The 21672-nt window shown below is 66.7% G+C and carries 20 protein-coding genes; 16 read left to right on the top strand and 4 right to left on the bottom strand.

Annotation, left to right across the window (positions count from 1 at the left end):
* Positions 1–58: 58 nt before the first annotated feature.
* Together V9K84_RS05845 and V9K84_RS05840 are read right to left on the bottom strand one after the other, a co-directional pair.
* The gene (locus tag V9K84_RS05845; protein ID WP_088515456.1) at positions 59–1696 is read right to left on the bottom strand and encodes a methyl-accepting chemotaxis protein; all 1638 of its coding nucleotides are present in this window, start codon (positions 1694–1696) and stop codon (positions 59–61) included.
* A 145-nt stretch (positions 1697–1841) separates the two neighbouring features.
* Positions 1842–2729, bottom strand: a complete 888-nt coding sequence (locus tag V9K84_RS05840; protein WP_054916111.1) for an SDR family oxidoreductase — start codon at positions 2727–2729, stop codon at positions 1842–1844.
* Positions 2730–2842: 113 nt separating this feature from the next.
* Between V9K84_RS05840 and V9K84_RS05835 the strand changes: the two genes are divergently transcribed.
* The 16 genes from V9K84_RS05835 (at position 2843) to V9K84_RS05760 (ending at position 19218) form a co-directional block, all read left to right on the top strand.
* Positions 2843–3820, top strand: a complete 978-nt coding sequence (locus V9K84_RS05835; protein ID WP_088515457.1) for a LysR family transcriptional regulator — start codon at positions 2843–2845, stop codon at positions 3818–3820.
* 42 nt (positions 3821–3862) lie between these two features.
* Positions 3863–4567 (top strand): GntR family transcriptional regulator, encoded by a 705-nt coding sequence (locus V9K84_RS05830; protein WP_043861088.1) that lies wholly within the window; start codon positions 3863–3865, stop codon positions 4565–4567.
* A 152-nt stretch (positions 4568–4719) separates the two neighbouring features.
* Entirely contained in the window at positions 4720–5652 is a 933-nt protein-coding gene (locus V9K84_RS05825; RefSeq protein WP_054916112.1) for a 4-hydroxyproline epimerase, read from the top strand.
* Positions 5649–6764, top strand: a complete 1116-nt coding sequence (locus tag V9K84_RS05820; RefSeq protein ID WP_088515458.1) for an FAD-dependent oxidoreductase — start codon at positions 5649–5651, stop codon at positions 6762–6764. The genes V9K84_RS05825 and V9K84_RS05820 overlap by 4 nt, the downstream gene beginning before the upstream one ends.
* Positions 6757–6993, top strand: a complete 237-nt coding sequence (locus V9K84_RS05815) for a 2Fe-2S iron-sulfur cluster-binding protein (RefSeq protein WP_088515459.1) — start codon at positions 6757–6759, stop codon at positions 6991–6993. Before V9K84_RS05820 ends, V9K84_RS05815 begins: the two co-directional genes overlap by 8 nt.
* Positions 6990–8246, top strand: coding sequence for an FAD/NAD(P)-binding oxidoreductase (locus tag V9K84_RS05810; protein ID WP_043861062.1), 1257 nt, complete (start codon positions 6990–6992; stop codon positions 8244–8246). Before V9K84_RS05815 ends, V9K84_RS05810 begins: the two co-directional genes overlap by 4 nt.
* A 74-nt stretch (positions 8247–8320) precedes the next feature.
* Positions 8321–9070, top strand: coding sequence for an AraC family transcriptional regulator (locus V9K84_RS05805; RefSeq protein ID WP_088515460.1), 750 nt, complete (start codon positions 8321–8323; stop codon positions 9068–9070).
* Between the two features lie 248 nt (positions 9071–9318).
* Positions 9319–10137 (top strand): transporter substrate-binding domain-containing protein, encoded by an 819-nt coding sequence (locus V9K84_RS05800; RefSeq protein ID WP_043861060.1) that lies wholly within the window; start codon positions 9319–9321, stop codon positions 10135–10137.
* 10 nt (positions 10138–10147) lie between these two features.
* Positions 10148–11929 (top strand): aconitase family protein, encoded by a 1782-nt coding sequence (locus V9K84_RS05795; protein ID WP_088515461.1) that lies wholly within the window; start codon positions 10148–10150, stop codon positions 11927–11929.
* Positions 11922–12587 (top strand): amino acid ABC transporter permease, encoded by a 666-nt coding sequence (locus V9K84_RS05790; RefSeq protein ID WP_043861058.1) that lies wholly within the window; start codon positions 11922–11924, stop codon positions 12585–12587. Before V9K84_RS05795 ends, V9K84_RS05790 begins: the two co-directional genes overlap by 8 nt.
* 10 nt (positions 12588–12597) lie before the next feature.
* Positions 12598–13248 (top strand): amino acid ABC transporter permease, encoded by a 651-nt coding sequence (locus V9K84_RS05785; RefSeq protein WP_043861057.1) that lies wholly within the window; start codon positions 12598–12600, stop codon positions 13246–13248.
* Positions 13241–13963, top strand: coding sequence for an amino acid ABC transporter ATP-binding protein (locus tag V9K84_RS05780; protein WP_054916116.1), 723 nt, complete (start codon positions 13241–13243; stop codon positions 13961–13963). Before V9K84_RS05785 ends, V9K84_RS05780 begins: the two co-directional genes overlap by 8 nt.
* Positions 13964–14066: 103 nt before the next feature.
* Positions 14067–15095, top strand: a complete 1029-nt coding sequence (locus V9K84_RS05775) for a proline racemase family protein (protein WP_078480792.1) — start codon at positions 14067–14069, stop codon at positions 15093–15095.
* Between the two features lie 124 nt (positions 15096–15219).
* Positions 15220–16137 carry a dihydrodipicolinate synthase family protein gene (locus V9K84_RS05770; protein WP_043861054.1) on the top strand — a complete coding sequence of 306 codons (918 nt, stop codon included), beginning with the start codon at positions 15220–15222 and terminating at the stop codon, positions 16135–16137.
* A gap of 81 nt (positions 16138–16218) precedes the next feature.
* Positions 16219–17610: a fosfomycin efflux MFS transporter AbaF gene (gene abaF, locus V9K84_RS05765; protein ID WP_054916119.1), complete on the top strand. Its 1392-nt coding sequence runs from the start codon at positions 16219–16221 to the stop codon at positions 17608–17610.
* 27 nt (positions 17611–17637) lie between these two features.
* Positions 17638–19218, top strand: a complete 1581-nt coding sequence (locus V9K84_RS05760) for an aldehyde dehydrogenase (NADP(+)) (RefSeq protein WP_088515462.1) — start codon at positions 17638–17640, stop codon at positions 19216–19218.
* A gap of 185 nt (positions 19219–19403) precedes the next feature.
* On the opposite strand, the gene V9K84_RS05755 is transcribed toward V9K84_RS05760, so the two are convergent.
* Both V9K84_RS05755 and V9K84_RS05750 read right to left on the bottom strand, forming a co-directional pair.
* Entirely contained in the window at positions 19404–20339 is a 936-nt protein-coding gene (locus tag V9K84_RS05755; protein ID WP_088513811.1) for a transposase, read from the bottom strand.
* Between the two features lie 236 nt (positions 20340–20575).
* Complete coding sequence (locus V9K84_RS05750) at positions 20576–21583, bottom strand: Ldh family oxidoreductase (RefSeq protein ID WP_088515138.1); 1008 nt, start codon at positions 21581–21583, stop codon at positions 20576–20578.
* Positions 21584–21672: the final 89 nt, after the last annotated feature.

Here is a 21672-nt window from a genome sequence, read left to right as displayed (position 1 = left end):
GGCGTGGCGGGTGAGATCCTGTGGGAGCGGGCTTGACCCGCGAAGGGGCCCTCACAATTTACCCCGTAACCACCTGCCCTACCTGCTCCTCCAGCTGCTGCGCCAACGCCCTCAGCTCATCACACGACTGGCGCGTATGCTCGATGGTGCGCGCGCTCACCGTCGAGGCGTCGTGGATGCGCGTGACGCTGCGGTTGATACCGTCTGCCGTGGCCGCCTGCTGCTCCGCCGCACTGGCAATCTGCAAGGTCATCTGGCTCACCGTGGACGCCGACGCATCGATCAACGCCAGCGCCTGCCCGGCCCGCGCCGAGGCGGCCACCGGCTGCTGCGCCGACTCGACGTTGGCGCCGATCTGCGCCGCCGCCTGGCTGGCACCGGCCTGCACGCGGTTGATGATCTGCTGGATCTCCAGCGTCGACTGCTGCGTACGCCGCGCCAACGTGCGCACCTCGTCCGCCACCACCGCAAAGCCACGCCCATGCTCACCCGCGCGCGCCGCCTCGATGGCAGCATTCAACGCCAGCAGGTTGGTCTGCTCGGCAATCGCGGTGATCACGTCCAGTACGCGCCCGACACTGCCCGAGTCGGTGGCCAGTTGGTCGACCACGCTGCGGCTGTGCTCCAGCGCCTCGGCCAGCGCACCAATCGCCTCACCGGCATCGCGCACCGTGGCGCTGCCGGCCGTGGCCTGTTGCTCGGCATCGCGGGTGGCGCTGGCGGCGACGCTGGCATTGTGCGCCACGTCCTGCACGGTGCTGACCATCTCGCTCATGGCCGTGACCACGCTGTCGGTCTCCAGTTGCTGGGCCTGCATGCTGCGCTGCGCCGCCTCGGTGATCTGCCCCAGGCTGTCGCTGGTGCTGGAGATGCGCTGGCTGGCCTTGGCCATGCTGCGGGTGACGCGGTGCGCAGCCTCCACCAGGCGGTTGAAGCTGTGCGCCACCTGAGTCAGCTCGTCGAAGCCGTCGGTGGGCAGGCGCAAGGTCAGGTCGGTGTGGCCATCGGTGGCGCGGGCCAGCGCCTGCACGGTGTGGTTGAGCGGCCGGGTGATGCTGCGAATCAGCAGCCAGGCGCACAGCGCCATGCCGAGCAACGCCACCAGCACCAGCAACGCCGGCATGCGCAGCACCGTGTTCACTTCGTGGCGCACGTCCTGCGGGTGGATGCCGCTGGCCAGCACCCAGCCCCAGGGCTTGAACAGCACCACCTCGGACACCTTGAATTCCGGCGCCTGCCCGGCTGCCCGCGGGAACCAGTACTCGACCGTGCCGCGCCCCTGGGCCACGGCCCGGTCGATCATTTCACGGGCGAACGGCTTGCCGTTGACGTCCTTGAAATCGGCCTGCGACTTGCCCACCAGGGCGGGTGCCTTGGGGTGCATGAGCATGCGGTGCTGCAGGTCGAGAATCAGCAGGTAGTTGTCGCCCAGGTAGCGAATGCGGCTGACCATTTCTGCCGCCTGGCGCTGCGCCTCGGCGCGGCTCAGGTGGCCTTCCTCGGCCTGCTTCTCATAATGCGCCAGCAGGGTGGATGCGGTGTCCAGCGCAGTGCCGACACCGGCCATCTTCTCCTGCAGCAGGCTGCGTTGCAGGGTCAGCCCCAGCCAGCCACTGAGCAACACGACAAACAGGGTGATACCGATCACCAGCACGGTGATGCGGGTGCTGATACGCAGATGTCTCAACCCGATCATAGGGGGCAATACCTCATTTTATTGTTATGCACGACGGCGCAAGGCGCACCGCGCACAAACATACACTATTGTATTTTAAAATGAAGATTGACCCGCCTCTAATATGGCATTTACCTCTTACAAAAAGATTCAGATATGTATTCGATCAGTAGGCGAATGCAGCCCGGTGCTTGCGCACGAAATCCACCCAGCGCACCGGCTCGCGGCCGGTGATGGCCTGGAAGTTGTCGAACACCTGGTCGACCCCGGGGATGGTGCCGGCGGCCATGCGCGTGAAGTTGTCGTGCACGCAGCTCATGTAGGCCATCTCGGCGCCGGCGGCGCGCATGTTTTCGAGAAACACGTCGGGTGATTGCGCGTCATAGCGAAACGGCTGGCCGAGTACCTCGCTCATCACCTGTGCCACCTCGTCGTAGGACTTCACGTCGTAGCCCAGGCGGTAGGTCTGCCCGGCATGGCGCTGCGGGTGCAGCAGGGCCTGCGCCGCCACCCGCGCCACGTCTTCGCCGTCGACCCAGCTGAACCGCGTGTGGCCGGTGTACTGTTCGATCACGCCGTTGCGCACGGCCTGGGTGCCGTCGTAGCTGAGCAGGTTCTGCATGAAGCACTCCGGGCGCAGGTGGGTGAAGCTGAAGCCGCACCATTGCACATAGCGCTCCACGAACTGGTGCCAGGCCCAGTGGCCGATGGTGGCGTCGTCGTCTCCACAGGCCCCCAGGTGTACCACGTGCTGCACCCCGGCGTGGCGTGCGCGGTCGAGAAAGGCCTTGCTCTGGCGCAGCATGTCGACGCTGTAGCCGGTCACCAGCAGCACCCGGTCGACGCCCTGCAGGGCCGGCGCCAGGGTGTGCTCGTGGTCGAAGTCCATGATCACCGTGCGGATGCCACGGGCCTCGAAGGGCTGCGCCTTGGCCGGCGAACGCACGGCGGCCACCAGTTCGATGGTGTCGTCGCCTTGCAGAAAGCGCAGGGTGTCGCCGCCGATCTGGCCGGTGGCGCCGGTGATGAGGACGGTGGGCTTGGTGTCGTGCATGGTCGCAACCTGTTGTGCAGTAGAGGTCGAATCAGGCTACTTGGGAACAAACGGCGTATTGGCGATATGTTTTACCGGGTAAAGTGACTGCAATTCATCAATGGGGTGGGCACATGTATTCTTCGGAACGCCTCAAGGGCATCGACGTGTTCGTCTGCGTGGCCGACCTGGGCAGCTTCAAGGCCGCGGCCGAGCGCCTTAACCTGACCGGCTCGGCGGTCAGCAAGAGCGTCGCGCGGCTCGAGGCGCGGCTGCACACGCGCCTGTTGGCACGCACAACACGGCGCGTGGCGCTGACCGAAGCCGGGGCGGCGTTCTATCGCACCTGCACCGGCGTGCTGGCCGAGCTGGAAGAGGCGGAGCTGGCGCTAAGCACCCAAGACGCCGAGCCACGCGGCCGGGTACGCATCGACCTGCCGGCGGCCTTCGGGCGCCTGCACGGGCTGCCGGCGATTCTGGCCTGCGTGCGCGAGCATGCACTGCTGATGCCGCACGTGACCTTCTCCGACCGCTTCGTGGACCCGGTCGAGGCCGGCATCGACCTGTTCGTGCGCATCGGCGGGCCGCAAAGCTGGCCGGCGGCGGTGGGGCACCATTACCTGGGCTCGCAGCGCGTGGTGTTCTGCGCCGCCCCCGCGTACCTGGAGCGCCATGGCGAGCCCGGCAACGAGCTCGAACTGGAACGCCACAGCTGCATCGTGTACGGGCTCAATGACGGCATGGTCGGCCCGTGGCACTTCCCTACCGCCCGCCCCGGGCATACCGAACGTCGGATCATGCCGGCACGCATGGCGGTGGGCGATGCCGAGGGCCAGGTGGCCGCGGTGCTGGCCGGGCATGGCATCGCACAGCTGCCGACCTGGCTGATTCGTCGTCAGCTGGAAGACGGCAGCCTGGTGCAGGTGCTGGCGCCGCTGGCCACCGACGGCCTGCCGATTCACCTGGCGTGGCTCAAGAGCCGGCAGGCGCAGCCCAAGGTCGCGACGCTGCTGACGCACCTGCGCCAGTGCCTGTCGGGGGACGGTTTCGAGCCGCCGTCGCCGTCATCGTGTGGCAACGCGTCGCGCTCCCGGGCGAACGTTTCCAGATAATTCGTATACCATATCCCTAAATCCCCTCGAATGATTGCCACCGTGAACCTACCCAAACTCAACGCGCCGGACCTGGGCAACACGCCCTCCACGTCCGAGATCATCACCCGGCACCTGCGAGATGCCATCGTGGCCGGGCACTTCGACGAAGACGAGCCGATTCGCCAGGACGACATCGCGCGTCAGTTCAACGTCAGCAAGATCCCGGTGCGCGAGGCGCTCAAGCGGCTTGAGGCCGAGGGGTTGGTGATGTTCCAGCGCAATCGTGGGGCGATGGTCACGCGCTTGTCGGACTTCGAGTTGGCGCAGATGTTCGAGGTACGCATGTTGCTGGAGGACAAGGTGTTGCGCCTGGCCATCCCGAACATGACCGAGGCCACGTTCGAACAGGCCGAGCGCATCTGCCAGGAGTTCATTGGCGAGAACGACGTGGGGCGCTGGGCGCAGTTGAACTGGGAGTTGCATGCGTGCCTGTACGAGCCGGCGCAGCGACCGTTTCTGGTGAGCATGATCCGTTCGGTGAACGACAAGCTGGAGCGGTACCTGCGCATGCAGATGAGCCTGTCGGCGGGCAAGGAGCGTGCCGACCACGAACACCGCGAGATCCTCGATGCATGCCGGGCGGGTGATGTGGAACGCGCGGTGGGCTTGCTGGATGAGCACATTGCGGGGGTGTGCGAGACCTTGCTGGAGCACTTGCCGATGGCCAAGCCCCACCCCAGTCTGGAGCCGGGCCAACAGGGCTGACCACTCAAATCCCCCAGGCCATGGCGCGTTGCAACAGTTCGGACATGTCATGGCCCTATGCCGATTTCGTCATCCACACCGCGCAATTCCATCAAGACGCCACCCCTCACCAACCGCCACCCTTGCGTCCATACCCCCAACGGACGCGCCCCATGAAACGCATCACCGTGATCGACTCCCACACCGGCGGCGAACCCACGCGCCTGGTCACCGCAGGCTTCCCCGACCTGGGCCACGGCAGCATGGCCGAACGCAGGCAACAGCTGGCCGAACACCACGATCAGTGGCGCGCCGCCTGCATGCTCGAACCCCGCGGCAATGATGTGCTGGTGGGCGCACTGCTCTGCGAACCGGTCGACCCCAGCGCCTGCGCCGGGGTGATCTTCTTCAACAACACCGGCTACCTGGGCATGTGCGGCCACGGCACCATCGGCCTGGTGATCTCGCTGGCCCACCTGGGCAGGATCGGCCCCGGCACCCACACCCTCGAAACCCCCGTGGGCAACGTGCAAGCCACCCTGCACGACGACCACTCGGTCAGCGTGCGCAATGTACCCGCCTACCGCTATCGCCACGCCGTCAGCGTGCAGGTGCCCGGCATCGGCGAAGTGACCGGCGATATCGCCTGGGGCGGCAACTGGTTCTTCCTGGTGGCCGAGCACGGCCTGCGTATCAGCGGCGACAACCTCGACGCGCTCACCGCCTACACCGTGGCCGTGCAGCAGGCCCTGGAAGATCAGGGCCTGCGCGGCGAGGACGGCGGCCTGATCGATCACGTCGAGCTGTTCGCCGACGACCCCGACGCCGACAGCCGCAACTTCGTGCTGTGCCCCGGCAAGGCCTATGACCGCTCGCCCTGCGGCACCGGCACCAGCGCCAAGCTGGCGTGCCTGGCCGCCGACGGCAAGCTGCAACCGGGCCAGATCTGGCGCCAGGCCAGCGTGATCGGCAGCCAGTTCGAAGGCTCGTTCGAAACCGCCGGCGATCGCATCGTGCCGACCATTCGCGGCCGCGCGCATATCAGCGCCGAAGCCACGCTGATCATCGAGCAGGACGACCCGTTCGCCTGGGGCATCCGCCTGTGACCCAGGGCCTGGCCGCCGATGTGATCGTGGTGGGCGCCGGCATCATCGGCGCGGCCTGCGCCCAGGCCCTGGCCCGGCGCGGCCTCGACGTGCTGGTGCTGGATGCCGGGCTGCCCGGCGCCACCGCCGCCGGCATGGGCCACCTGCTGGTGCTGGACGACAACCCCGCCGAACTGGCCCTGAGCCAATACTCGCTGCAACGCTGGCGCGACATTGCGCGCAACCTGCCCGAAGGCTGCGCCTACCGCAGCAACGGCACCCTGTGGCTGGCCGCCAACGCTGAAGAAATGGCCGTGGCCGAGCACAAGCATGCCAACCTGCGCGCCCATGGGGTGATCTGCCAGCTGGTCGGCGCACCTCGATTGCGCGAACGCGAACCGCTGCTGCGCGAAGGGCTGGAGGGCGGCCTGCTGATCGAGGACGACGGCATTCTGTATGCCCCGGCCACCGCACGCTGGATGCTCGACCAGCCGCGCATTCGCCAGCGCCAGGCACGGGTCGCCGAGGTGGATGGCGCCCGCGTGCGCCTGGACGACGGCCAGTGGCTGGCCGCCACGGCCGTGGTGCTGGCCAACGGTATCCAGGCCACCGAACTGTGCCCCGAACTGCCGATACAACCCAAGAAGGGCCACCTGCTGATCACCGACCGCTACCCCGTCCAGGTCACCCACACCCTGGTGGAACTGGGCTACGTGACCAGTGCGCACAACGCCAGCGGCCCGTCGGCCGCGTGCAATATCCAGCCGCGCCCTACCGGCCAGCTGTTCATCGGTGCCTCACGCCAGTTCGGCACCACCGACCCGCAGGTGGAAGGCTGGATGCTTGCCAGGATGCTCAAGCGCGCCACCGAATACGTGCCGGCGCTGGCCCAGCTCAATGCGATTCGCGCCTGGACCGGCTTTCGCGCCGCCAGCCCCGACGGCCTGCCGCTGGTGGGCCAGCACCCGCAACGCCCCGGCCTGTGGCTGGCGGTGGGGCATGAAGGGCTGGGCGTGACCACGGCCCCGGCCACCGCCGACCTGCTGGTGGCGCAACTGTTCGACGAACACCCGCCCCTGGCCGCACAGGCCTACCTGCCACAGCGTTTTCTCGGAGAACCGACCCATGCCTGAACTGACCCTGGACGGACGTGCCCTGCGCGTGGCCGAAGGCACCAGCGTGGCCGCTGCACTGGCCCTGGCTGGCGACGGCTGCACGCGTACCTCGGTGAGCGGCCAGCGCCGCGCACCGCTGTGCGGCATGGGCATCTGCCAGGAATGCCGGGTGAGCATCGACGGCCGGCGCCGCCTGGCCTGCCAGACCCTGTGCCGCGACGGCATGCAGGTGGAGACCCACGCATGAGCGCCCATGCCGACGTACTGATCATCGGCGCCGGCCCGGCCGGCCTCAATGCCGCACTGGCCGCTGCCCCCAGCGGTGCACGCATCGTGCTGCTGGACGACAACCCCTGGCCCGGCGGGCAGATCTGGCGCGACGGCCCGCAGGCCAGCGTGCCGACGCAGGCACAGCGCCTGCGCGAGCACGTGGGCGCCTTGAACAATGTGCAGCACCACCCGCAGACCCGCGTGATCGCCGCCACCGGCCCGCGCCAGTTGCTGGTGGAAGACGCCGAGCGCGGCTGGGTGATCGACTACGACACGCTGATACTGTGCACCGGCGCACGCGAACTGCTGCTGCCCTTCCCCGGCTGGACCCTGCCCGGCGTGACCGGTGCCGGTGGCCTGCAGGCACTGATCAAGGGCGGCCTGCCGGTACGCGACCAGCGCGTGGTGATCGCCGGCAGCGGCCCGCTGCTGCTAGCCAGCGCTGCCACGGCGCGGCACAACGGCGCGCAGGTGGTAGGCGTCGCCGAACAGGCAACCCGCGGCGCGGTGGCGGGTTTTGCCGCACAACTGCCGCGCTGGCCAAACAAGCTGCTGCAAGCGTTCGGCCTGTTCGACCGCCACTACCGCACCGACAGCCATGTGGTGGAGGCACTCGGCACCGAGCGCCTCGAAGGCGTGCGCCTGCGCCAGCACGGCAAGCTGGTCGAGCTGGCCTGCGAGCGCCTGGCCTGCGGCTTCGGCCTGATTCCCAACAGCCAGCTCGGCCAGGCCCTGGGCTGCACACTCCACGGCCAGGCGCTGGCCGTGGATGCGTGGCAGGCCACCAGTGCGCCGGGCCTGTTCGCGGCGGGGGAATGCACTGGTTTTGGGGGCAGCGAACTGGCGCTGGTGGAAGGCACCATTGCCGGGCTGGCGGCCGTGGGCGACCGCCAGGGCGCCGCCCGCCACTGGCCGCAGCGAGCGCGCTGGCAGGGCTTCGCCAAGGCGCTCAACCACGCCTTCGCCCTTGCCCCGCAGCTCAAGCAACTGGCCCGCCCCGACACCCTGGTATGCCGCTGCGAGGACGTGCCCTACAGCAAGCTCGCCGGCCAGCGTGACTGGCGCGAGGCCAAGCTGAGCAGCCGCTGCGGCATGGGCGCCTGCCAGGGCCGGGTGTGCGGCGCCGCAGCGCAGCACCTGTTCGGCTGGCAGCCCTCGGCGCCGCGCCCGCCGTTCAGCCCGGCGCGCATCGAGACCCTGCTGTGCCTGGACGACACCCCGCCCGCATGAAACGCAGCCCGGGGCTTTCGAGGCGGGCGCCGGATCTCTATGATCCCGAAGGTGCCCACCAGACCGTCAGCGCCATGTACGTATCGCTCAACAGCTTCCAGCCCTGCGACCTGCCCAGCCTGCTGAGCAGCCTGCAGCCGATCGCGCCGCTGCTCGATACGCTGAGCGACGTGGTGTTCTTCATCAAGGACACCCAGGCCCGCTACGCCTTCGTCAACCACACCCTGGCGCGGCGCTGCGGCTTCAGGCACAGCCACGAGCTGCTGGGGCTGACCGCCGACAGCGTGTTCCCCGAGCGCTTCGGCCCGCTGTACACCGCGCAGGACCGCCGCGTGCTCGACAGCGGCCGCGAGCTGGCCGACCAGCTCGAACTGCACCTGTACTTCGGCAACCAGCCGGTGTGGTGCCTGACCCACAAGCTGGCACTGTTCGACACCCAGGGCCAGATCGTCGGCCTGGCCGGCATCTCCCGCGACCTGCAGGCGCCCCAGGCCAGCCACCCCGGCTTCGATCGCCTGGCGGCGGTGGATGCGCACATTCGCGAGCACTTCGCACGGCCCGTGAGCCTGGCCGAGCTGACCGCGATTGCCGGGTTGTCTGCCGCGCAGTTGGAGCGCAACTGCAAGCGCGTGTTCCAGCTCACCCCGCGCCAGATGATCCACAAGGCGCGCCTTGAAGAAGCCTCGCGACTGCTGCACCACAGCGACCTGCCGATCACCGAGATCGCCCTGCGCTGCGGCTACACCGACCACAGCGCGTTCAGCCGCCAGTTCCGCGCCCTCACCAGCCTGTCGCCAAGCCAGTACCGCGATACCCGTCGCTAGACGCGGTGTGTTCCTTTAGGGTGCGCCGCCGCACCCACTGCTCCCATATGTAACACCGCCGGCACCGGGCAGCGTTTCCTGCGCACCGCCCGCCTGCCCTGCCGGATTCAACGCAAGTCCTCTGGCTCAAGGGCCGCACAGCAATTGCATCGCCCGGGCAAAAACAGGCACGCGCATTGCTATAAAAATATCGTATACGAAATTCACAATACGCCCGCTACCAGCACCTTCCGACAAACGAGGCTTCCATGAAAAACCCCGCTTTTGTTGTAGCTCTCAGCGCTGTGCTCAGTACCTCCTTCATCGCCACCGCCCAGGCCGACAAGCTCGATGACATCATCGGCTCCGGCAAGCTGCGCTGCGCCGTGACCCTGGACTTCCCGCCCATGGGCTTTCGCGACGACGCCAACAAGCCGGCCGGCTTCGACGTCGACTACTGCAACGACCTGGCGAAGGTCCTCGGGGTAGATGCCGAGATCGTCGAGACGCCGTTCCCGGACCGTATCCCGGCGCTGGTCTCGGGGCGGGCCGACGTGATCGTGGCGTCCACCTCCGACACCCTGGAGCGGGCCAAGACGGTCGGCCTCACGGTGCCCTACTTTGCCTTCCAGATGGTCGTGCTGACCCGCGACAACACCGGCATCAACAGCTTCGACGACATCAAGGGCAAGGCCCTGGGCAACACCAGCGGCACCTATGAAGCCATCGCACTGGAGAAGGACGTGAAGCAGTGGGGCAGCGGCAGTTTCCGCGCCTACCAGTCGCAGAACGACACCATCCTGGCCGTGGCCCAGGGGCACATCGATGCCACCGTGGTGACCAACACCGTGGCCGCCGCCACGCTCAAGTCGGGCAAGTACAAGAACCTGAAGATCGCCGGCAACGCACCCTACGTGATCGACTACGTGTCGCTGGGGGCCAAGCGCAACGAGTACGGCCTGCTCAACTACCTCAACCTGTTCGTCAACCAGCAGGTACGTAGCGGCCGCTACAACGAGCTGTTCGTCAAATGGGTAGGCACCGATATCCCGCCGACCGACCTGACCGTGCCGAAGGTCTACTACTGAGGTGCCCGGCATGCCCAGCCCTTCCACTGCCCTGAACGGGCGTAGCCTGGTCGATGGCGCGGCCAGTGGCGAGTTGCTGTTCGCCGACATCGGCCTGAGTTTCTGGGGCGGTGTCGACGCCTTCAGCGGCGAGGTCATCGACCGCCATCACCCGCTCAGCGGCGCACACCTGGCCGGCCGCGTGCTGGCCATTCCCAGCGGGCGCGGCTCGTGTACCGGCAGCAGTGTGATGATGGAGCTGATCAGCAACGGCCATGCACCGGCGGCACTGGTGCTGGCCGAGCCGGATGAGATCCTGACCCTGGGCGTGCTGGTGGCGCAGTTGCTGTTCGGGCGCTCGCTGCCGGTGCTGTGCATCGGCCAGCAGGCCTTTGCCGCCCTGCGCGGCAAGGCCTTCGCGCAGGTGCAGGGCGAGCGCCTGGTGCTGTTCGACCAGGCCCCCGCCGAGGCGCTGCCGGCAGCCCCGGCCAGCCCGCCGGCGGCGACGCGCCCGACCACCCTCACCCTTACCGACCACGACCAGGCCTTGCTCGCGGGCGACCTGGGCAAGGCCGCGCAGGTGGCGATGCAGATCGTGCTGCGCATGGCCGAGCTGCAGGGCGCACACAGCCTGGTGGACATCAGCCAGGCGCATATCGACGGCTGCATCTACACCGGCCCCGCCAGCCTGCGCTTTGCGCAGCAGCTGGTGCAGTGGGGCGCCAGGGTGCGGGTGCCGACCACCCTCAATTCGATTTCCGTGGACCAGCGCCGCTGGCGCGAACTGGGTATCGACGCGGCGCTGGGCGAACCTGCCAGTGCGCTGGGCGATGCCTACATGGCGATGGGCGCGCAGATGAGCTTTACCTGCGCCCCCTACCTGCTAGACAGCGCGCCGAAGCTCGGCGAGCAGATCGTGTGGGCCGAGTCCAACGCCGTGGTGTACGCCAACAGCGTGCTCGGCGCGCGTACCCTGAAGTACCCCGACTACCTGGATATCTGCATCGCCCTGACCGGCCGCGCGCCGCTGATCGGCTGCCACCTGGAGGCCCAGCGCAAGGCGCGGGTGCAGATCGACCTGCCGGCGCTGACCCACCTGGACGATGCGTTCTACCCGCTGCTGGGCTATCACATCGGCGCCATGGTCGGCAGCCAGATCCCGCTGGTGACAGGGCTGGAGCGTTTTGCCCCCACCCACGACGACCTCAAGGCCTTCGGCGCCGCGTTCGCCACCACCTCGGCGGCGCCGCTGTTCCATATCGCCGGGGTCACACCCGAAGCGCTGGACCCGGCCCAGGCGGTCAGCGCGGGCGAGGTGCTGCCGGTAAAACGCATTGCCCTGGCCGACCTGCTGGTGAGCTGGCGCGAGCTGAACAGTGCCCGTGACAGCCAGGTGGACCTGGTGTCGCTGGGCAACCCGCACTTCTCCCTGGGCGAGTTCGCGCACCTGGCACAGCTGTGCCGCGGGCGCACACGCAACCCGGCGGTCAGCCTGGTGATCACCTGCGGCCGTGCGGTGCTGGAGCAGGCCCGTGACGCCGGCCACCTTGCCCCGATCGAAGCCTTCGGCGCGGTGCTGGTGACCGACACCTGCTGGTGCATGCTCGGCGAGCCGGTGATCCCGCCCGCCGCCCGCACACTGATGACCAACTCGGGCAAATACGCCCACTACGCCCCCGGGCTGGCGGGCCGTGCGGTGCATTTCGCCAGCCTTGGCGAGTGCGTCGAGGCCGCCTGCACCGGCAGCGCCAGCGGTCGCCTGCCGGCCTGGCTGCAACCGGCCGCCCCACAGGAGAGCCCCGCGCATGTTTGACTACACCTTCCAATGGCGCTCGGCCCTGCGCGCCCTGCCCGACATGCTGGCCGGCGCCTGGGTCACCTTCGAGACCGCCGCGCTGTCGATGATCTTCGGCGTGCTGATCGCCCTGGCCTTGACCGTGATGCGTGAAGCGCAGCAGCCGGTGTTGCGCGGCATCGGCAATGCCTGGGTATCGATTGCGCGCAACACCCCTTCGCTGTTCCAGATCTACATCCTGTACTTCGGGCTTGGCTCGCTGGGGCTGCACGTGAGTTCGTGGTTCGCGCTGCTGGCCGGCATCACCTTCAACAACGCCGGGTACCTGGCGGAGAACTTTCGCGGCGGGCTCAAGGCAGTGCCGACCACGCAGATGCGCGCGGCACGCTCGCTGGGCATGAGCGCGTTCCAGGCCTACCGCATGATCATCGTGCCGCAGTTGCTGCGGGTGGTGTTCTACCCCTTGAGCAACCAGATGGTGTGGGCGGTGCTGATGACCTCGCTGGGGGTGATCGTGGGGCTCAACAACGACCTCACCGGCGTGACCCAGGACTACAACGTCAAGACCTTCCGCACCTTCGAGTACTTCGCCATTGCAGCGGTGCTGTATTACCTGATCGCCAAGCTGATCGTCGCGGTGGCCCGGCTGATGGCCTGGCGGCTGTTCCGTTACTGAGGAGCTGTCCATGTTTTCTACAAGCTTTACCTGGAACGACATGCTGTTCCTGCTCGACGGGGCCTGGGTCACCCTGCAGCTGACCTTCTGGTCGATCATGCTGGGCTCGGTGGCCGGGCTGGTGTTCGGCCTGCTGCGTGCGCTGCTGCCACGCGCCAGCCTGCCGCTGGCCTGGGTGCTGGATGTGTTTCGCAGCGTGCCGCTGCTGATCCAGTTCGTGCTGTTCAACTCGTTCAAGAGCATCGTGGGCCTGAACATCAGCGCCTTCAGCGTGGGCTGCATCGTGCTGGGGGTGTACGCCGCGGCGTACTTCACCGAGATCGTGCGCAGCGGTGTGCTGGCGGTGCCGCCCAGCGTGCGCCGGGCCAGCCGTTCGCTGGGCCTGAGCTACCTGCAGGACCTGCGCTGGATCGTGCTGCCGATGGCCTCGCGGGTGGCCTTTCCGGGCTGGCTGAACCTGGTGCTGAGCGTGATGAAGGACACCGCGCTGGTGATGTGGATCGGCATCGTCGAATTGCTGCGCGCCTCCCAGACCATCGTCACACGGATTCAGGAACCCCTGCTGGTGCTGTGCATCGCGGGCCTCATCTATTACGTCATGAGCCTGGTGGTCGCACGCCTGGGCGCCCGACTGGAAAGAAGGTGGCAAGAAAATGATTGAGATCGACAACGTACACAAATCCTTCGGCGACCTGGAAGTGGTCAAGGGCGTGAGCCTGACGGTGAACAAGGGCGAGGTGGTGTCGATCATCGGCGGTTCGGGCTCGGGCAAGTCGACCCTGCTGATGTGCATCAACGGCCTGGAGCCGATCCAGAAGGGCAGCATTCGCGTGGACGGCATCGAGGTGCACAACCGCGCCACCGACCTCAACCGCCTGCGCCAGAAGATCGGCATCGTGTTCCAGCAGTGGAATGCCTTCCCGCACCTGACGGTGCTGGAGAACGTGATGCTGGCGCCGCGCAAGGTACTGGGCAAGAGCCGCGAGGAAGCCGAGGCACTGGCGATCCAGCAGCTGACCCACGTGGGGCTGGGCGACAAGTTCAAGACCTTCCCCGGCAAGTTGTCCGGTGGCCAGCAGCAGCGCATGGCGATTGCCCGGGCGCTGGCGATGTCGCCGGACTACATGCTGTTCGACGAGGCCACCTCGGCGCTCGATCCGCAACTGGTGGGCGAAGTGCTGGACACCATGCGCATGCTTGCCGAAGACGGCATGACCATGGTGCTGGTGACCCACGAGATCCGCTTTGCGCGGGATGTGTCGGACCGGGTGGCGTTCTTTCGCAACGGGCTGGTGCACGAGATCGGCTCGCCGGACCAGGTGATCGGCAACCCGCAGCAGCCGGAGACGGCGGCGTTTCTCAAGTCGGTGAAATAGCTTCAGACCCCTTCGCCGGCAAGGCCGGCTCCTACAGGGTTCTGCGCAGCCTGTAGGAGCTGGCTTGCCAGCGAAGGCCACACCATCAATCAGGAGCCAGGCAATGCGTTCATCAAAGGTGATTCATGTAGTCAGCTGCCACGCCGAAGGCGAGGTCGGCGATGTGATTGTCGGTGGCGTCGCGCCGCCACCGGGCGACACCCTGTGGGAACAGTCGCGCTGGATCGCGCAGGACGACACCCTGCGCAATTTCGTGCTCAACGAGCCGCGTGGCGGCGTGTTCCGCCACGTCAACCTGCTGGTGCCGCCCAAGAACCCGGCCGCGCAGATGGGCTGGATCATCATGGAGCCGGCCGACACCCCGCCGATGTCCGGCTCCAACTCGCTGTGCGTGGCCACGGTGTTGCTCGACAGCGGCATCCTGCCGATGACCGAGCCGCAGACCCGCCTGGTGCTCGAAGCCCCCGGCGGCCTGATCGAGGCCGTGGCCGAATGCCGGGACGGCAAGGTGCAGCGCGTGGAGGTCAGGAACGTGCCCTCCTTCGCCGACCGCCTGGACGCCTGGATCGAGGTCGAGGGCGTGGGCTCGCTGCAGGTCGACACCGCCTATGGCGGCGACAGTTTCGCGATTGTCGATGCCCAGCGCCTGGGCTTTGCCATTCGCCCCGACGAGGCCGCCGACCTGGTGGAGGTGGGCCTGAAGATCACCCGCGCCGCCAACGAACAACTGGGTTTTGTGCACCCGCTCAACCCCGGCTGGTCGCATATCTCGTTCTGCCAGATCGCCGCGCCCGTCGTGATGGAGAATGGCGTGGCCACCGGTGCCAACGCGGTGGTGATCCAGCCCGGCAAGATCGACCGCTCCCCCACCGGCACCGGCTGTTCGGCGCGCATGGCCGTGTTGCAGGCCAAGGGCCTGATGCAGGTGGGCGAACGCTTCATCGGCCGCTCGATCCTGGGCTCGGAGTTCCACTGTCGCATCGATTCGCTGACCGAAGTGGCCGGCCGCGCCGCCATCTACCCGTGCATTTCGGGGCGTGCCTGGATCACCGGTACCCATCAGTTGCTGCTCGACCCCGCCGACCCGTGGCCACAAGGCTACCGACTGTCGGACACCTGGCCCGGCGCCTGATCGCTAAGCCCTTGATTCACAAACCCTAAGCAAAAAGACCAGCAAAAACCCCGAAATAACGCTGGTCTGCTCCACACACATAAAATATCGTATACGAAATACTAACAACCACCGGAGACAACCAATGAGCAAGCGCATCAACTGGAGTGGCGTGTTCCCTGCGGTCACCACCCAATTCAACGACGACTTCTCCATCAACCTGGAAAAAACCCACCAGGTGATTTCCAACGTGATCCGCGACGGCGTGTCGGGCCTGGTGGTGTGCGGCTCGGTGGGCGAGAACACCTCGCTGACGGCCGAAGAAAAGATTGCCGTGACCGAAGTGGCGGTGGATGCCTCGCGTGGGCGTGTGCCGGTGATCTGCGGCGTGGCCGAGTTCACCAGCGTGCAGGCTGCCAAGGTGGCCAACGCGGTGCGCAAGGTGGGCGTGGACGGGGTGATGCTGATGCCGGCGCTGGTGTACGGCTCCAAGCCGTTCGAGACCGCCGAGCACTACCGTTACGTGGCCAAGCATGCCGACGTGCCGCTGATGGTCTACAACAACCCGCCGATCTACAAAAACGACGTGACCCCGGACATCCTGATTTCCCTGGCCGACTGCGACAACGTGGTGTGCTTCAAGGATTCCTCCGGCGACACCCGCCGCTTCATCGACGTGCGCAACGAGGTGGGTGACCGCTTCGTGCTGTTCGCCGGCCTCGACGACGTGGTGCTCGAAAGCATCGCGGTGGGCGCCGAGGGCTGGGTGTCGGGCATGTCCAACGTGTTCCCCAAGGAGGGCGAGACGATCTTCCGCCTGGCCAAGGCCGGACGCTTTGCCGAGGCCATGCCGATCTACGAGTGGCTGATGCCGATCCTGCACCTGGATGCCCGCGCCGACCTGGTGCAGTGCATCAAGCTGTGTGAAGCCATTGCCGGTCGCGGCAGCGCGCTGACCCGTCCACCGCGCCTGGCCCTGCCAAAGGACGACCGCGAGTTCGTCGAGCAGATCATGGCCAAGGCCCTGGCCAATCGCCCTGAACTGCCGGATGTCGGCCTCTGAGTGAGTGCCGGGCGGGCCTCTCTGCGGGGCCCACCCGGCGCGCCTGTTTTTCTGTCTTGCGCCTGCACAGGAAACGCCAGCATGAGCACTGCACACCCCTCTCCCCGCGCAACCACCGCCCCGGCGGGCCTCAAGCGTGTGGTAGCGGCCGCCATGGCCGGTACCGTCGCCGAATGGTATGAATTCTTTCTCTACGGTACGGCCTCGGCACTGGTGTTCGGCCAGTTGTTCTTTCGCCAGACCGACAGCCCCATCGACGGCATCATCGCCGCCTTCGCCCTCTACGCCGTAGGTTTTCTGGCCCGCCCGCTGGGCGGCCTGGTGTTCGGCCACTATGGCGACAAGTTCGGGCGCAAGCGCCTGTTGCAACTGAGCCTGGTGGTGGTCGGCATCACCACCTTTCTGATGGGCTGCCTGCCCGGTTTCGACAGCATCGGCTACGCCGCGCCCATCCTGCTGGTGCTGCTGCGCCTGATCCAGGGGTTCGCCTTTGGCGGCGAATGGGGCGGCGCGATCCTGCTGGTGTCCGAGCACTGCCCGGACAACCGACGCGGCTTCTGGGCCAGCTGGCCGCAGGCCGGCGTACCGGCGGGCAACCTGCTGGCCACGGTGGCGCTGCTGGCGCTGTCGAGCACCCTGAGCGAGGAGCAGTTCCTGGCCTGGGGCTGGCGCGTGGCGTTCTGGCTGTCGGCACTGGTGGTGCTGATCGGCTACTGGATCCGCACCAGCGTGGATGATGCCCCGATCTTCAAGCAGGCCCAGGCCCGCCAGGCGCAGCACAAGGTGCAGCAGCTGGGTGTGGTGGAAGTGCTGCGCCATCACTGGCGTTCGGTACTGGTGGGCATCGGCGCACGGTTTGCCGAGAACATCCTGTACTACACCGTGGTGACCTTCTCGATCACCTACCTCAAGCTGGTGGTGCACAAGGACACCTCGCAGATTCTGCTGCTGATGTTCGGCGCGCACCTGCTGCACTTCTTCCTGATCCCGCTGATGGGCTACCTGTCCGACCTGGTGGGGCGCAAGCCGGTGTACCTGACCGGTGCGGTGCTGACCGCGTTCTGGGGCTTCGTCGGCTTCCCGATGATGGACACCGGCAACAACTGGCTGATCATGGCGGCGATCACCCTGGGCCTGGCCATCGAGTCGATGACCTATGCGCCCTACTCGGCGCTGATGGCCGAGATGTTCCCCACCCATGTGCGCTACACCGCCTTGTCGCTGTGCTATCAGGTGGCGCCGATTTTCGCCGGCTCCCTGGCACCGCTGATCGCCATCACCCTGCTCAACAAGTACAACAGCTCGACGCCGATTGCCTGGTACCTGGTGGGCGCCGCGGCGATTTCCATCGTCGCCGTCGGCCTGACCCGTGAAACCCGTGGCAAGTCGCTGCACCTGGTCGACGCCGAGTCGGCCGAGCGGGTTGCCGCCAGCACCGACACCGCCAGCGCTCGCGGCAACTCGCTGGCCTGAGCCCAACCCTTTCAACAGGAGGTCTGCATGACCGAGATCATCGGCCACAACTACATCGGCGGTGCGCGCAGCGCCGCCGGCAGCATCACCCTGCACAGCCATGACGCCACCACCGGCGACGCCCTGCCGTACCGGTTCACCCAGGCCACCGCCGAGGAAGTGGACGCTGCCGCCCGCGCCGCAGCGGCGGCCTACCCGACGTTTCGCAACCTGCCGGCCGGGCGCCGGGCGGAGTTTCTGGAGGCCATAGCCGAGCAGCTGGACGCGCTGGACGATGACTTCGTCGCGCTGGTAACCCGCGAAACGGCCTTGCCCACGGCACGGATCAAGGGCGAGCGCGGCCGCACCAGCGGGCAGATGCGCCTGTTTGCCCAGGTGCTGCGCCGGGGCGACTTCTACGGTGCACGCATCGACCGCGCATTGCCCGAGCGCCAGCCGCTGCCACGGGTGGACCTGCGCCAGTACCGTATCGGCGTGGGGCCGGTGGCGGTGTTCGGCGCCAGCAACTTTCCGCTGGCGTTCTCCACCGCCGGGGGCGATACCGCAGCGGCGCTGGCGGCCGGCTGCCCGGTGGTGTTCAAGGCCCACAGCGGGCACATGGCCACGGCCGAGCACGTGGCCAACGCGATCACTCGCGCCGCCGAGCGCACCGGCATGCCCGAGGGCGTGTTCAACATGATCTATGGCGCCGGGGTGGGCGAGGCGCTGGTCAAGCACCCGGCGATCCAGGCCGTGGGCTTTACCGGTTCGCTCAAGGGCGGGCGCGCGCTGTGCGACATGGCGGCGGCGCGGGCGCAGCCGATCCCGGTGTTTGCCGAAATGAGCAGCATCAACCCGGTGCTGGTGCTGCCGCAGGCGCTGCAGGTGCGCAGCGAGAAAATCGCCACGGAGCTGGCGGCGTCGGTGGTGATGGGCTGCGGGCAGTTCTGTACCAACCCCGGGCTGGTGATCGGGCTGCGCTCGCCGCAGTTTTCGGCGTTTGTTGCGCACTTGGCGGCGACGCTGGGCGAGCAGCCGGCGCAGACCATGCTCAATGCCGGCACCCTGCGCAGTTATGCCAAGGGCGTACAGGCGTTGCAGGCGCACCCTGGGGTGAGCCACCTGGCGGGCCGTGAACAACAGGGCAACCAGGCGCAGCCGCAGCTGTTCAAGGCAGATGTGAGCTTGCTGCTCGACGGTGATGCGCTGTTGCAGGAGGAGGTGTTCGGGCCGACCACGGTGGTGGTGGAAGTGGCCGATGCGGATCAGTTGCATAGCGCGCTGGCGAGCCTGCATGGGCAGTTGACCGCCACCCTGATTGCAGAAGCCGACGACCTGGCGCAGTTTGCCCAGGTGCTGCCGCTGCTGGAGCAGAAGGTTGGGCGGGTGCTGTTCAACGGCTACCCGACCGGTGTTGAAGTGTGCGATGCGATGGTGCATGGCGGGCCCTACCCGGCCACCTCGGATGCGCGGGGGACGTCGGTGGGGAGCCTGGCGATCGATCGGTTCCTGCGGCCGGTGTGTTACCAGAACTGCCCGGATGATCTGCTGCCGGCGGCGTTGCAGGATGGCAACCCGTTGGGGATTGTGCGGTTGGTGGAGGGTTGTAGTAGTCGCGAACCGCTCTGACTGATTTGGGGCTGCTTTGCAGCCCATCGCGGGTCAAGCCCGCTCCCACAGGTACACCACTATGTTCATGGTCAGTGGAGCCCCTGTGGGAGCAACTGTCTTTTTGTAGGAGCCGGCTCTGCCGTCGATGGGGTGCTTAGCGCCCCTGGCCCGGCGTAGCCGGGCATCGCCAGCAAAGCTGGCTCCTACGGTTGAGCGATCTGCTCCTGCCACGGCGTACCGGCCTTGAGCATCGCATTCAAACGGACGATCAGGACTCTCATGCATGCCACTACCGCTACCTTCGCTAGCTTTCCCTGGGCCCTCATAGCGGTATAACGCTCAGTGAAGTCCTTGTTGTGCCGGATGACGACCCAGCACGCCATGTACAGCGCCCGCCTGATTCGTGTCCGCCCTCCCCAGATCGAACGTTTGCCAGAGTGTTTGCCACTATCTTCGTTAAACGGCGCGACACCCACTAGAGCCGCGATCTCCTGGCGACTCACCTGACCCAGTTCCGGTAGCAAGGCCACCAGTTTGGCGGCTGTGACCAGGCCGATACCTTTGACCTGCATGAGCTGCGCTACGCGGTCGTCATGCAGTTCCTCCGCCTGCTTGGCAATTTCTTGCTCAAGCGCTTTGATCTCGGCCTTCAAATAGTTGATATGGCGCTCCAGACTCGCCAAAACACATGCCGTTTGCGCTTGCTTCAGTCGGCGCTTGTCATCGTCACGTTGCTGGACGAAACGATCCCGCTGGATCAGCAGTTCACGTAGCAAAGCTCGCTCAGGGGTCATCGCTACGCAACGTTGAGGCGGCAGCACCTCGGCGAAATGGGCAAGCACAGCTGCATCGATAGGGTCGGTCTTGGCACGCTTGCCCATGGACTTGGCGAAATCCCGGGCGCGATTGGGGTTGATTCGGAAGGCCGGGAAACCAGCACCTTGCAGTGCCCGAAGGGCACTGCATTCATAACCGCCGGTTGCTTCAAGCAAAATGGCTGAAACCTGGTACTCGCCAAGTTTTTCGACGAGCTGCTTAAATCCACTCAAGTCATTGGAAACATTGAAACTAATATCCTCGGGGCGGATGTGAACGGCGAGCGTGGCACTGGAAACATCGATACCGACAGAGGAAGACATGGCCAAACCCTCTTAGACTCAAGGTGTGAGAGTACTTTGGCTTGGCCCACGCTTGTGATTCGAGATTTGGCCCTCATCCAACTGTTCGGGCTCTCGCCAAAGTAGAACGGTGAATGGCAGCTTGTGCTCCCACGCGTGCTCAGGGCACCTCGGGCTATCAGCTTGCCATTCACCGCTCTCACTTCAGATTCTAACCCCTCCTCAAGACACAAGCGGGCTTGGCCCGCGATGGGGTTTCAGTTCAGCAATGCCTTGAGGTCGTTGTACAGCGCCTCGGGGATCTGCACGCCCTCCTCCAGGCTGCGCTTGCGCGCCTCGAAGCGGCGCTGTGACGGCAGCCGCGCACCCTGCCCCTCGATGCCCGCAAACACCGCCTCCGCCCGCGTCAGGTGCGCCTCGGCGCCCGCCCCCAGAAACCGCTGCGGGTCCAGCGCGAGAATCAGCTCGCCATGGTACGGCGAGGACTTGCTGCCCGCGTCATAGGCCAGCGACTCGGCACTGGTCAGGTCGCCGATCAGCGGCCCGGCAATCAGCTCGACCATCGCCGCCAGCGCCGAACCCTTGTGCCCGCCAAAGGTCAGCATCGCGCCACTGTCGAGCACCACGTTCGGGTCGGTGCTCGGCTGCCCCTGGGCATCCACGCCCCAGCCTTCGGGGATGGCCTTGCCGGCGCGCCGATGCAGCTCGATGTCGCCGCGCGCAATCGCGCTGGTGGCAAAGTCGAACACGAACGGGTTGGCGCCCGCACGCGGCCAGCCGAACGCGATGGGGTTGGTGCCGAACACCGGCTGGCTGCCCCCGGCCGGCGCCACCCAGGCATGGCTGGGGTTGCACGCCAGCGCCACCAGGCCGGCCTCGGTCAGTTGTTCGATCTCGACCCACAACGCCGAAAAGTGCACGCAGTGGTTGATGGCCAGGGCCGCGATGCCGTTGCTGCGGGCCTTGGCCTGCAGCATCGGCAAGCCGGCCTGGAACGCCAGCTGCGAGAAGCCGCCAGCAGCATCCACACGCACGATCGAGGGCGCCTGGTCGATCACCTGCGGCTCGGCCGCCGCCGACACCTTGCCGGCCTTGAGCGAGTTCACACAGCCGATCACCCGGTACAGCCCATGGGAGGCGCAGCCATCGCGCTCCCCGGCGACCACCGTGGCCGTCACGGCTGCGGCGTGCGCCGCGTTGAAACCGTTGTGCAGCAGGATCGACTCTGCCAGTTCATGGGCTTGGGTAAGGGTCAGTCGAATCATGGTCAGCTCCTTGGACAGACCGCCCATCGTGCCCCATCGACCGGGGCCGGGCTTGATCGATTCGGACCACGGGCATGACGAACTTGGCA

The organism is Pseudomonas sp. AE27, assembly GCF_037113495.1.
GTDB lineage: Bacteria > Pseudomonadota > Gammaproteobacteria > Pseudomonadales > Pseudomonadaceae > Aquipseudomonas > Aquipseudomonas palmensis.
Note: the sequence above shows the minus strand (reverse complement) of the source record. Positions and strands in the feature narration are given on the sequence as shown.